Source organism: Chryseobacterium endophyticum (assembly GCF_056333165.1).
Genome location: NZ_JBWGXE010000006.1, coordinates 58571 through 71378 on the forward strand (window position 1 = coordinate 58571; position 12808 = coordinate 71378).

The following is a 12808-nucleotide window of genomic DNA, read 5'->3' on the forward strand; positions in this document are numbered from 1 at the left end:
GCATCATTTAAATAATTAAAAAATGGAAGAAAATAAAAATGTCCTGGTAAGTGGTGCAAGCTTCGCCGGACTTACAACCGCCTACTGGATGAATCAAATGGGCTACAAAGTTACGGTCGTGGAAATTGGAAACTACCTGAAAATGGGAGGAACTCCCGTCGATATTAAAGATCAGACCGTTGAAATTGTTAAAAGAATGGGTCTTTTTGAAAAGATAAAAGCCCACAGGATAGGCCCGGAAAAATGGGAATTCAAAAATTCAGATGATGTCAGCGAGCTGGTCATTAAGCTTGAAAAATTGCCTGATAATGAGTTTGAAATCGAAAGAGATATTTTGTTACAGATGCTGTATGATCTTGTAAAGAATGATGTCGATTTTATGTTTAACAACAGCATAGTCGATTTAGTTGAAGAAGAAGAGGGTGTAGAAGTAAGCTTTAAAGATGGTACCAGGAATACGTTTGGGCTTGTGTTCGGATGTGACGGCATTCATTCGGCAGTACGCAGAATCTGGTTCGGAGAGGAAGAAAAATATGCACATTTTCTCGGCCAGTACTTCTGTATTTCGATTGCAGACAGATTATTGGTGGAAAAAGGAGCATATCATCTGTATGCTGAACCGAACAGAAGCCTTGCCCTGTATGCATATCATCATAAAACGGATATTATTTTTACCTTTCGACCCGGAAAAGAAATTGACTATGATTACCGTGACCGGGAACAGATGAAACAGATTGTCCTTACCCAAATTCAGGGAATGGGATGGAGGACAAGCGAACTGAAAGACGAATTATTAAACTCAGGCTCTTTTTATTTCGATAAATTTTGCCAGATAAAAATGCTATCATGGACGAAAGGGCGGGTCGCATTAATAGGTGATGCCGGATATTGTGCTTCTCCGGCAGCAGGAATGGGCGGTTCGCTGGCCATTATCGGGGCTACTGCGTTGGCAGATGCTTTCAGTAAGCACCATGGAGATTTTGTCCGTGCTTTTGAAGCCTACAATAAAAACCTTCGTCCATTGATAGATGAGGTTCAGACTGCGGCAGTTCAGATGCTGGATAAGCTTCTTCCGGCAACACAGGAGGAAATTGACCGGAGAAACAAGAATGGCTTTGAGTTTTAGCCCTATCTGTTTATGACAACCAGAATTAAAAAAGAGGGTAAGGTAAAAATGATACTTTTTCAATCGGTATGGATTTTGGTCTAGAGGTATAGCTGGTAAAATCCTGAAATACTGATGGTTCAGGAGATAACCTCAAATAACCCAATCACCAAATCATATTATGAAAAAAGCATCACTGAAAACTATTGCAGAAAAAATGAAAAACCTGGACTTCTGCATGATGGTCACACAGGACGGAAAACAGATCTCTCATTCCAGGCCGATGAGTAACAACGGAAAAGTAGAGTACGACGGCGACTCCTGGTTCTTTACCTATGAGGATAGCCATAAGGTAGATCAGATCAAAATGAACCACCATGTGAATCTCATTTACCAGACAGACGATATGCTCTTTATAGAATGTACCGGTAAAGGCGAAATCATTAAAGACAGGGAAGTGTTAAAAGAAAAATGGATCGACGGCCTGGAACAATGGTTTCCGGAAGGTATAGATACGCCAGGTATCTGTTTAATTAAAGTCAGTGCAAAACAGGTCAGATTCTGGCATAAGGAGGAAGAAGGTGAATATAATTCCTGATGTACGGCAAAGAGGGTGAAATTTTAATCATCAGCTTTAAATCCAATAAAAAATCCCGGCAAAAAGTCGGGATTTGCTATTTCACACAATCATCAGTTAATGATTTCTGTTTTCCTTTAATCACCTTTTTTGTGGTGATGTGGTTTGAGTGACGTTTTGTTCTTAGGCGTCTCTTTATTATCTCTCTGGCGTTTATCTAACTTATCCGTCGATTCCGCAACTTTTTTCGGACCTGGTTTAATTCCCATAATAAGTAATTTAAAGATTAATAAAACATAACAAATCCTTCATATTTAATGCCAACTTATATTTTAGTGTGGTACTATATATGCCAGACCACAAAACATCAGTTTTATTTATGGGGATACCGCCATTCTCTGTTTTAGAATAATTTCCTTTCTGGCGTCGTTTGCAGCTTTATCGTGAGAGACCGTTCTGAGTGGTTTTCCCTCGTATCGCTCATAAGCCGATTGAGAATCTTTGAAAGAAATTTTTTCTACCGAGTAAAAAGACGCAGGAATATTGGCGCCATACCATACCTCATCGGGTTTCTGCTTCCAGGTAACCTGGTAAAGAATGGCATTGTCAGGATAGTTGGAATCCTGATGTTTTTTGGCGTAAGTATAAGCAATATCATTACCGTAAAATGTTGATATGGTGTTGTCCTTTGGTTGTATGGAAACCGTGATAGGCTTCATGAGCAGAGGATTTTCTTTTAATTCATCATTTTGCTTCAATGAAGCAGACAGATTTATCGTATTCTCAGCAGGTTTTGAACATGAAATGATGAGTGCAGCACTGAAAAGAGCCATAATAATATTTTTCATTTCTGGATTTTTTTAAGTTGGGAAATCAGATATAGGGGTGAAGTAAATACATGGTCCTGTTTTTCCATGGGTTTATGGCATTCTACGCATTCTTTATCGAAAGTTGGCGATTCTCCGTAAGGTTTCAGGTCATTTCCTTTCCATCGTCCCCAGCCCCAACCTTTGGAGTTGGCGTATTTCCCGGCATTTTTTACCATAAATTCCACTTGGATAAATTCTCCTGCGACAATACTGCCGTCGTCCTGTATTTGCTGTTTCCAGGCAGCTTTTGCCAACACTGTTCCGTCGGGCCACGGATTGGTTTGCTTTTCCTGAATGGCTTTTACCGCAATTTCATTACCGAAAATAATACGCATGGTTCCATTGTCAAAACGATCGGTCGTGCTGATCGCTTTCCAGTTCCTGTAGTCTGGAATATATTGCAGCCCATTCGGTGAAGGCTTAATTCCGGAATGCCGCAGCTTTCCGTTGATGAATAACCGGTATTGTTGTTCAGCTGACCTGATCTGTGAGCTGTCGGCAGTTTTTTTCGGAGAAAGTGTTAAAGCATAGTTCTTTAAAACCATGATCTGATTTTGATCCAGCTTTGCAGAAGGATGAACTGCCGCATAGGCCGGAACAGGCATTTCGCCGGACAGAATCTTATTGACCGAGTAAAAGATCATTGCATTTTGCTGAGCTTTCGGCCAGGAAGCCCATTTCGAAAAATCCAATGCTTCCCGTCCTTCTTTGATGTGAGCACTAACCATGAAATTGGCAGGAGTAATTTTATCATACCATCTGAGATTAACTTCTGAAGAATGGCAGTCGAAGCAGGATGATCTTAAAATAGCATTTACCTCTTTGGGAACATGGGCAAGATCAGGAGTTCTTGTTCCGTGATCGATCTTGGGCCGGAAAAACTGCAGTCCGATGAAGGCCGCCAATAAGATCAAAAGAATTTTATTTCTGTTTTTCATCTTAAAAAGATTATAGGTTAAGTATCAGTCAAAGTTATATATAATCAGTAAGTTAAGATGTGGAAATGTTTCTGAAAGGGAAAAAATATGGGATAAAAGGGAATATAAGCCTGTAAATAATTTTAGTATTTTTGAAACAGATAAGGGGGAATTATTTAAATGAAAAAAATCAGACTTTACACCATCACTTTTTTAGCGGTCGGTCTTGTTACTTTGCTGATCAGTTTTTTTTCTTTTCAGTTTCTGTACAAATCATCGAAAAAAGAGCTTTTCAACAGTAAGCTTGAGGCAGGAAAAAGAGAATCGAGGGAAATTGGCAAGTTGTTGGAGTTACAGCTTAAAAGCGGTCTCTCAGAACAGCAAGTCATCACGAACCTCCAGAACAGTATTGCCAATACAGATACCCAAAGCGGATTTATCTGCATGTACAATCAAAAAGGCATCGAACTCTGCCACCCCAATCCCGAACTTGTCGGACAGGTCATCCGTAAAAATAACTCGGACTTTACTTCTGATGGATCCGGTTCCGATTTTGCTGATATCTTAAATGCAGGAAAAGAAACGACAGGTGTCCGGATTTTCAGTGCAAACCCAAATCGTTCTTCTGAAATAGTGAGTGTGTATCCCGTGTCGGGAAGTGACTGGATGCTGGCCTCTCATGCTAATATCAGTGTGATTGAGCGGGAGATTTCAGAGCTTTATCTCAGGTTTTTACTAATTTTTATTGTGGCAACACTGGTCATTTTAGGCATTAGTTTTTTCCTGATCCGGATGATTTATAAAAAATACGAAAGCGACAAGGAGCAACAGCTCAATAATCTCAACAATGAAGTCAATGTACTTACAGCAATGAATACCCGGCTGAAGCTCATTCAGAAGAATGCAGGCGCTCATCAGCAAGATCCTGCCAGTGAAACTGCCGAAAACACGAAGAAAAGAATTATTACCTATCACAAAGATGAGCTGATTTCTTTAGAGACAACCGAAATTGCGTATATTTTTCTGGAAAATAATATCGTTTATATCAAAACACATGCAGGCAATCAGTATTCGATAAATTCAAGCCTGGATGAGTTGACTGCAATGCTGGATCCCTTTAAATTTTACAGGGCGAACAGGCAGTATATCATCAACATCAGCGCTATCAAAAATATTCTGGTCTATGGAAAAAACCAGCTTAAAATTGTTGTTGTACCGAAGAGTGAAGAAGATATTCTTATCAGCAAAAATAGGGTAGCGGAATTTAAGAAATGGCTTGAACAATAATGTACAGGATGAAGAAATGTTTTCCCAATCCGGTATCTGCAAAGATTATTAGTGTTTTAAATTTTAGGCAAATGTTTAATGGCACTCTCCGTCTGTCGTACAGCTTTTTCCATGAATGGTTTCCAGGATTGTCTGTGGGTTTTCTTTCTGCCATTCGGAAAAAGACTTTGTAAGGGTTTCCAGAATGTCATCGGGTTGCTGTGCCCCTGCGATGGCATATTTGCGGTTGATGACGAAAAAAGGAACACCTGTGGCGCCTAAATTCTGTGCTTCGCGGCTGTCAGTCTCTACTTTCTGTACATACAAGGGATCTGTGAGGGCGGTATTAACCTCAGTTTCCGATAAACCGATTTCTTTGCCCAGCCCAACAAGAGTTGCCTGGTTATTGAGGTTTTTACCTTTTGTGAAGTAGGCATAAAACAAAGTTTCTTCTGCTTTTTCACCCAATCCTTTGGTTTTGGCCAATTGTATGATGCGGTGTCCCTTCATCGAATTGGTGACCAAAGCTTTATCAAGATTATAGTCAAGGCCTACACTTTTGGCATATTGTATGAGGTCCTGATGCCTCTTTTTTGACTGCTCATAGCTTAAACCTTTCCGGTCCGCCACAAACATGTACATATCATCCTGGTATTTTGGAACTTCGGGCATAGAAGGGTCAAGCTGAAAACTTTTCCATTCCACTTCTACAAGATCTTTATTGGGAAACTGAGCCAAAGCTTTCTCGAAATTCCGTTTTCCGATATAGCAGAACGGACACATAATATCCGACCATATTTCAATTTTCATTTTATTTTCCATTGCCATATTTTTTGTTTTTGTTAATTTTTTTTGAGGCTTTTCCTGACCACAAGCCATGAAGAAGACTAATAAGAAGATGGTTGCCAGTGAATTATTTTTCATAATTCAGTTTCCGGAAATAATAATAGGATACCGCAAGGAATGCAAACGGAACCAGCGGGGCCACACCTTTTACAAAACCATCGACAATGCCGTGTGCCAGGCTTGCCGACAACAAGAGGATTCCAAAGCCCACATAAGCCCATTCTTTGAACATCGTCGGAATGGCAGGAACCAGAATCACGATTGCTCCCACGATTTTAAGGATGTCCAGTTCAAGTGGGAAATAATCAGGAAACTGCAAGCTTTTCGTCGTCCGGATGAGGTATTCTCTTGGTGCGAAATAGGAAGGAAGGATGATCAGAGCCATGGTGAGTCCGTTGATGATCCAGTAGATGCGTTTTGCCTTTTTATCTGGGTGCTGTGCGAAGTCGATTTGTTTTGTCATTTTTAAAAGATTAATGGTTAAAAAATTTGTCTGATGTTTTTAATGATACAAAATTACGTACATTTGCTTACATTTTGTAAGCAGTTACCCAAATGTAAGCAGTTACCTTAAAGTAAGCAATATGACAGATCAATTTCCTGAAAGTACCAAAACCGAATGCCTGGCACGGATGCTGACCGTACGCGATGCCCTTGACGTCATCAGCGGCAAATGGAAAATCCTCATCATTATTTCCATTATGAGCGGCCATAAACGCTTCAGGGAAATAGAAAGGAGCATTCCGAAAATTTCCTCAAAAGTTCTCGCCAAAGAATTGAAAGACCTGGAAGAACACCAGCTTATCAAACGCACCGTTTATGATGAATCGCCTGTATTGGTAGAATACACGGCCACAGATTACGTTTTTACACTGGAAAAAGTAATAGAGGAACTTCACAACTGGGGCGCCAATCACAGGAAAAAGATTTTAGGTCAGTGAAACTTAAATCAAGAAAGATTCATGAAAAGTCATCTGTTTTACGACAAGTGTACTGTTCAATACGGATTAATAAATTAAGATATAATTAATTGAAATTGAAATAATTAAATTAAAAATATTCTGAAGAATAATTTTGATATATTGCAAATATTGGAAACTTAATCTGTTTTAAAAGCTACCCAATTTGATGGCCACTTTCAGATCAGTATCGACTAATTCATATTTATCTTTTAAATCTCTGGTAAATAATCAGGATAACAATAACTGAAAGAATTCCGATGAGCATCAGGTTATAATAATCGCGGGTGGCCCGGGCCAATACCTGTTGAGCCATCATTTTATTAAGGTAGACTGCCGACATCGTTTTTGAAGTGTACAGATCATGGCCTGTTGTCATATATTGATTCTGAATATCCGCTAAAGCGACGGGTAATTGGGGATTGAGTTCCGTTACTGATTCCCGCAGTTTCTCCCTGACTGCCGACTTCGTAAATAATTGTAGTTCGTTGCTGAATGCGAGGCTTGCCGTAAAACCGGTGAACCTTGCCAATATGCCGATGAGTGATGCATGTACCGCAACTGCCGGAGGTGCCGAACCTATCGTAAATGAAACGATCGGGACGAAGAGTACTCCTGTGGCAACCCCATACATGAACATGGGCAAAATAAAATCATTGGTTTCTCCCTGTCCAGACACAAATATTAGCATATAAGCATAGTACATTGCCATAATCACAGATCCGCCAATAATCAGCTTGACCAGATTGAAGCCCATTAAGAGAAACCGTGATGTCACAAACATACTCAAAAGAGTCCCTGAGATCACCGCCATCCATATCGGAATCGTATTGAGCGGATCGTTGCCAAGAACTGCTTCAAGGTAGCCGTAAGCCAGTCCTGTACTGCCTTTGAAGATGTAAAAGGTAAAAAGAAGCAACAGTCCGGTAACGAAATTTTCTGTTTTAAAAATATGCAGGTTAATCAATGGCCGTTTACGTTTTAACATTCTGACTATCAAAATCAAGAGAATAAACAGATTAGTGACTGTCAGCACAAGTAACAAAGAACTGCCGAACCAACCCGATTGCCTGCCGTACACAAGAATATACCCCAACACCAGGATGAATGTAATATATAAAAGATAGCTTATCCAGTCAAGCTGGTACAATGGGATTTTTTTCGTAAATCTGGCCCGTCTGTCCATGGTCAGCAATACAACAAATGTCAGAATGGTCAGCACTACAATATATCCGTAAAATAACCAGTTAAAATCAAAGAAATGAAGGACTACACTGGTATAGAAAGAATACAGTGGTACAGCGATCTGTATACTTCCGTAGAGAAGGCTGTAAGCAATCACCCTGGCACGGGGAGACTGTAATCGTGGAAAAATAAGCTGTAAGACAACCCCCGACATCAGGGCACAGGTGATCCCTTCCACAAACTGGCAGATTATAAAAAGGGTATAGTCTTTAACATAAAAACAGGCCAGGCCGCAAATCATATTGATTCCAAAAGCGATCAGCAGATATTTCCTTATCGAAAAATATTTTACAATACGAACGTCCAATGCCAGAAAAGCAACGGTTGAACCATAAGTAACGACCATACCAAATTGTACATCATTTGGCTGCACACCATAATACCCCATCGCTGCTGCCGGACTGCCATAAAAGGCAAAACTGAAGAGGGAAGCCATCAGGATCGCAAAGATGACTGACCTCGCCAGCCACTCCGATACCCAGGGTTTGAAAGCCTGTATTTTATCTGCCTGCATCATTAATCTTTTAAAACATAAACATTTGCATTCATTCCTGCCGAAAGCTTTTCTAACCTTTTATGTGGATCGGTCAATTTGATGCGCACAGGGATACGCTGGATGATTTTGACAAAATTACCTGTCGCATTATCAGGAGGCAACAGTGAATAACGAGAACCCGTCGTTGGCGAAAGCGATTCTATCACCCCATTGAATTTTTCATCCGGAAAAGCATCCACTTCTATGGAGACTGCCTGCCCGGCTTTGAAATGGCCGACCTGGGTTTCCTTAAAATTGGCCATCACCCATTTTTCATAGGCTTTATTAACCAAAAACGCCAGGGTCTGTCCGGGCTGTACCAGCTGTCCTTCCTGGATGGACTTTTTACCAATTTGTCCGTCAAAAGGAGCCGTGATCACTGTATATCGGATATCGAGTTCCTGTCTTTGAAGGATTGCTTTTTTCATTCTGATCTCTGCCTGTATTGCGCTACGCTGTGTCCTGAAGTCATTCAGTTTAGATTCGGCGACCTGAAGGGAGGCTTTTGCCTGATCGTAATCAGACTGTGAAATGAGAAGACTGGTATTGACGTTGTCGAATTTCTGCTGTGTGGCAGACTCGTCCGCCAGCAGGTTTCTGTAGCGGTCAAATTCTTTTTGCTGCTGATCCAGTTTTACTTTGGCCCCTTTCAGCTGGGCTTTTATAACCTCAATATTTTTAATCTGGGTTTCTTCGCTGGCTTCCAGGATGGGCAATTTGGCGTATGAACCCATGAGTTCTGCGGATGCCGCGTTTCTTTCTAGCCCATATTCATCCTTTTCAATCACAACAAGCGTATCCCCTTTTTTTACCGGTTGATTGTCTCTGTAGTATATTTTACTGATGTAGCCGCCTACTTTTGCGTTGATCGGAGATAAGTAGGCATCGATCTGCGCGTCATTGGTCTGCTCATAGCGGTATCCTTTTAAAAAATAGTTTATTCCCCAAATGATGATTCCAGCCAATAGAGCGACGCCTAGCCATTGGGTGAGGTCTACGATTAATTTATCTGTTTTATTTTTGTTCATAATATTTGTATTAAAGAGTTCCGGCGATTGCCAGTAGTTTGATATGGGTGAGTTTTACGTTTGCCTGTGCCGTGGTTAAATTAAATTTTGCTTCCAGGAGTGCATTTTCCGCTTCTAAAAGATCGGTCAGCAAAGATTCCTGATTAAGATAGCTGCTTCTGATCACGCGTACTGCTTCCGTGGTTTTTGTAATATTCTTTACGGCTGTTTCCACACTCTCCAGCGCCTGCTGTTCTTCCAGGTAAGCTTCTTTTATCCGAAGCGAAAATTCATCTTTGGTAATCTCTGCTTTTTCTTTGGCCTCAAGGCTGACCATCTGAGCATGGGCCATCAGATTTTTTCTCTTGTAAATGTCATCGATAGAAAACTGTATCCTTATTCCGGTCTGTCCAAAACCCCACAAATCGTTGGAATACGGATAGAAAGAGATCTGCGGATAGGTGTAATTGTAACTGGAGTACAGTGAAATTTTGGGTAAAACGGTTGCTTTAGCCTGTCTGGTATTTAGCTCGCTCAGTTTTATATCGCTGTTAACCAATTTATATTCAGCTGAATTGTTAAAGGCTGTATCGATATCTTCCTGATCTGAAGAGGTGGCCGCCCCCGGTACGGGAATCTCTTTATAGTTGATGGTCAATTCTGCTTCTTTTTCGCGTCCCATCAGTATATTGAGATGTTGCCTCATAATTTCGATCTTTTTGCTGACCTCCGAAAAGCTAAGCTCCAGCTGCGATAATTTTACGGAAGTTCTCAGTACGTCACTTTTCAGCACGACGCCGTTTTTATGGAGATTTTCTATAAGGGACAGCTGTTTTTTTTCTGTCTTAATTTCGGCATCAAGAAAATCAGAGAAATGCAGGAATTTATACAGATCAAAGTAAGCTGCTGCAAGATCGTATTTTACACTCTGTTTTTGCAGTTCAAGTTCATACTGTTTTTGGGCGGTTTCTTCTTTCTTAATGATGATATTCCTTCGGTCTTTTCCGCCATTAAAAAGGTTAAAATTTAACTGATAACCGACCCCATAGCCATATCCTTTCACCGGAACATCCTGTGGAGAAGAAAATAATCCCTGGTCATAGATCAGAAAGCTGGAATTGAGCTTTAGGTCTCCACCGACCGAAAGTTCCGGGAGCAAACGATCTTTGGCTTCCAGTACTTCCAGAGCACTTTGTTGCAGTTTTAAGTCAGACAGTTTTAAATGACGGTTATTGACTTCAGCTATCTTCCACATGTCTTCTAAACTCAATTCATTAACATTTTCCTTGTGTTGTGCATGAAGAGTCATGGAAAAAAACAATAGCTGAATGCCCGCAATCACGAATTTTGTGTAGTCTTTCATGGCCTTCTTTTATAAATAGATTACGTTCTTTTTACCACTTATCAATTCTTTAAATATTTTAAAGACATAGGTAAAATCCGGCATGGGCATAAAGGGAATGGAGTAGTGGCAGGTCACATAAAAGAAATAATCTGTATGGACTTCCGAAACGGCAGAGGTTTGCTTTTCCTGAACTTTAAGTTTGGTTTCTTGAATTTTTAAGGTATTGTTTTCCATAAGGTCTATCTGATTTTATACAGCAAAATTATCGAAGACCTGTTTTGGTTTTTTTATATAATTAGCCTAAAATTTATTATATTTGGCCAAATGGAATTTCTTAATCAATTGATTGAACTTGTTGATCAGAATCCTGATTCAATCCTGATCATGCGGCAGCAGACCGAACAGCGTTTGCCTTCACATCAGCATCATAAAGCTCAATTATTACTGGTTTACGGAGGTATTGCTTATCTGCAGACCCGTGAAAAGGATTTCTACATTCCTTCAAACCATTACCTCTGGATCCCTCAAAATTATCCTCACAACCTGATGTTTAATACACAGGATCTGTACATCATCAATATCTATTTTCCGATGAAGATTACATCTGGATTTTATGACGAATTGGGCATCTATCCGGTAAGCAGGATTTTATCGGAAATGCTCTCGTTCAGTGAAAGCTGGCAGGGAGAATATCATCACGGCTCCTGGGAATTTGAGTTTTTGAACACCATGAAGAACATGCTGGCCAGGGAAAATCTTAAAAAGTTTTCCATTCAGCTTCCTACAACCGACGACCCCAAGCTTATTGCCATTGTCAGCGATCTCAGAAGCCGGTTAAATGAAGATCTGAGCTTAGAAAGTATGGCCAAAAAATTTGGAATGAGCGTGAGAAGTTTTACACGACTGTTTCAGTCAAAACTGCATGTCACCTTTATCCAGTATTTAAAAATGCTGAGGATCATCCGCGCCATGGAACTGATAAAAGACACCGATTTGAATATGACGGAAATCGCTTATGAAGTGGGCTATTCTAATATCGCTGCCTTCAGCAATAACTTTTTACAATTAACGAATATGCGACCCTCTGAATTTAAAATGCGATCTTAGCATTCCTTTTTGATTATGATCATAATATCGGTAGATCTTCCGTATGTTTTCTTTTAGATATAAAAAATAGCATGTTATACTTAAAATACATTATGAACCCTATTTTCCATCAAAGTGCCTCGAACTTATTACCTCCCGACGGAGGAATGCTTTATAAAGAAACCGACATGGCTCAACTTTTTCCTGAGCCGTTGAATGCCATTACGGCTGTACTGTTTTTAGCCCTGGCCATTTTCTGGACGATAAAGCTGAAAGGTCATTTTAGAGACAACCCTTTTTTAACCTATTGCCTGGTGTTATTGTATATCGGTGCGATAGGCGGCACGGTTTATCATTCCTTCAGGCAATGGCCGGTATTCATTATGATGGACTGGCTGCCGATCATGCTGCTGTGCTTATCTGCCGGATTTTATTTTGTTGCCCGGAGCACCCGGTGGTATTATGCAGTTTCAATACTGCTCATTTATCTGGTGCTGATGTTTGCTTTGAGAAACTGGATTTTAATCGATAATCCTTCTCTTTTCATTAACGTCAATTATGCGATTATGGCTTCCTTCGTTCTTTTCTCCGTGTTGCGATATCTGATGTATACTCATTGGAAAGCCGGGAAATGGGTAGGATTTGCGTTATTGTCATTTGTTTTGGCCCTGACCTTCCGTATCGCCGACAAATGGGAATGGCTAAGTTTCGGGACCCACTTTTTATGGCACACGTTCGGAGCGATCGCTGCATTTTGTATGTTTCATTATATTTATCTGACGCGGGATAGGGTTAAAAAAGTATAATTGGTTTTTGTCTGTAAGATACAGGTTTCCGACTTCTATCTGATAATCAGGATCATGAACCTTGAAAGCTTTAAATGCAAAGATATAATATAATGACTGCGCATAATCATAAGTGAACAATGGCAGATGAATCTGCTTCGCGAATCAGCCGTAAGCTTCATCAGATCAGCCTGCTGATCCATCTTTGCTTCCTTACAGCTTATGCATCAGGAAAATCAAACTTTGCGTTAAAATAAGTTTTGGCT

15 protein-coding genes are annotated in these 12808 nt (G+C 40.3%); 6 read left to right on the forward strand and 9 right to left on the reverse strand.

What is annotated here, in order from left to right; all coding sequences use genetic code 11:
- Positions 1-22: 22 nt before the first annotated feature.
- Positions 23-1126, forward strand: a complete 1104-nt coding sequence (locus AC0N32_RS14265) for an FAD-dependent monooxygenase (RefSeq protein ID WP_476394526.1) — start codon at positions 23-25, stop codon at positions 1124-1126.
- 160 nt (positions 1127-1286) lie between these two features.
- The gene (locus tag AC0N32_RS14270; RefSeq protein ID WP_476394527.1) at positions 1287-1703 is read left to right on the forward strand and encodes a pyridoxamine 5'-phosphate oxidase family protein; all 417 of its coding nucleotides are present in this window, start codon (positions 1287-1289) and stop codon (positions 1701-1703) included.
- A 116-nt stretch (positions 1704-1819) separates the two neighbouring features.
- Here AC0N32_RS14270 and AC0N32_RS14275 read toward each other — a convergent pair whose 3' ends face one another.
- The 3 genes from AC0N32_RS14275 to AC0N32_RS14285 all read right to left on the reverse strand — a co-directional run bounded on the left by AC0N32_RS14275 (position 1820) and on the right by AC0N32_RS14285 (position 3489).
- Positions 1820-1951 (reverse strand): hypothetical protein, encoded by a 132-nt coding sequence (locus AC0N32_RS14275; protein ID WP_476394528.1) that lies wholly within the window; start codon positions 1949-1951, stop codon positions 1820-1822.
- Between the two features lie 108 nt (positions 1952-2059).
- Positions 2060-2530, reverse strand: coding sequence for a hypothetical protein (locus AC0N32_RS14280; RefSeq protein WP_476394529.1), 471 nt, complete (start codon positions 2528-2530; stop codon positions 2060-2062).
- Entirely contained in the window at positions 2527-3489 is a 963-nt protein-coding gene (locus tag AC0N32_RS14285) for a cytochrome P460 family protein (RefSeq protein ID WP_476394530.1), read from the reverse strand. Before AC0N32_RS14285 ends, AC0N32_RS14280 begins: the two co-directional genes overlap by 4 nt.
- 159 nt (positions 3490-3648) lie before the next feature.
- On the opposite strand from AC0N32_RS14285, the gene AC0N32_RS14290 reads away from it, so the two are divergent.
- Positions 3649-4755, forward strand: a complete 1107-nt coding sequence (locus AC0N32_RS14290) for a LytTR family transcriptional regulator DNA-binding domain-containing protein (RefSeq protein ID WP_476394531.1) — start codon at positions 3649-3651, stop codon at positions 4753-4755.
- Positions 4756-4830: 75 nt separating this feature from the next.
- Here AC0N32_RS14290 and AC0N32_RS14295 read toward each other — a convergent pair whose 3' ends face one another.
- Positions 4831-5658, reverse strand: a complete 828-nt coding sequence (locus AC0N32_RS14295; protein ID WP_476394532.1) for a DsbA family oxidoreductase — start codon at positions 5656-5658, stop codon at positions 4831-4833.
- Complete coding sequence (locus AC0N32_RS14300; RefSeq protein WP_476394533.1) at positions 5648-6043, reverse strand: DoxX family protein; 396 nt, start codon at positions 6041-6043, stop codon at positions 5648-5650. The genes AC0N32_RS14295 and AC0N32_RS14300 overlap by 11 nt, the downstream gene beginning before the upstream one ends.
- Before the next feature lie 121 nt (positions 6044-6164).
- Between AC0N32_RS14300 and AC0N32_RS14305 the strand changes: the two genes are divergently transcribed.
- A complete protein-coding gene (locus AC0N32_RS14305) occupies positions 6165-6521 on the forward strand; it encodes a winged helix-turn-helix transcriptional regulator (RefSeq protein ID WP_476394534.1) in 357 nt (118 codons plus the stop codon).
- Positions 6522-6744: 223 nt separating this feature from the next.
- Here the strand turns inward: AC0N32_RS14305 and AC0N32_RS14310 are convergent, their stop codons facing one another.
- Genes AC0N32_RS14310 through AC0N32_RS14325 form a run of 4 tightly spaced genes read right to left on the reverse strand, consistent with a single transcriptional unit; the run spans position 6745 to position 10905 of the window.
- Positions 6745-8301 (reverse strand): MFS transporter, encoded by a 1557-nt coding sequence (locus tag AC0N32_RS14310; RefSeq protein WP_476394535.1) that lies wholly within the window; start codon positions 8299-8301, stop codon positions 6745-6747.
- The gene (locus AC0N32_RS14315) at positions 8301-9347 is read right to left on the reverse strand and encodes an HlyD family secretion protein (RefSeq protein WP_476394536.1); all 1047 of its coding nucleotides are present in this window, start codon (positions 9345-9347) and stop codon (positions 8301-8303) included. Before AC0N32_RS14315 ends, AC0N32_RS14310 begins: the two co-directional genes overlap by 1 nt.
- Positions 9348-9357: 10 nt before the next feature.
- Positions 9358-10689 (reverse strand): TolC family protein, encoded by a 1332-nt coding sequence (locus AC0N32_RS14320; RefSeq protein ID WP_476394537.1) that lies wholly within the window; start codon positions 10687-10689, stop codon positions 9358-9360.
- Between the two features lie 9 nt (positions 10690-10698).
- Positions 10699-10905 (reverse strand): hypothetical protein, encoded by a 207-nt coding sequence (locus AC0N32_RS14325; RefSeq protein WP_476394538.1) that lies wholly within the window; start codon positions 10903-10905, stop codon positions 10699-10701.
- A gap of 90 nt (positions 10906-10995) precedes the next feature.
- Between AC0N32_RS14325 and AC0N32_RS14330 the strand changes: the two genes are divergently transcribed.
- Positions 10996-11778, forward strand: a complete 783-nt coding sequence (locus AC0N32_RS14330) for a helix-turn-helix domain-containing protein (RefSeq protein ID WP_476394539.1) — start codon at positions 10996-10998, stop codon at positions 11776-11778.
- 92 nt (positions 11779-11870) lie between these two features.
- Positions 11871-12563 (forward strand): hypothetical protein, encoded by a 693-nt coding sequence (locus AC0N32_RS14335; RefSeq protein WP_476394540.1) that lies wholly within the window; start codon positions 11871-11873, stop codon positions 12561-12563.
- Positions 12564-12808: the final 245 nt, after the last annotated feature.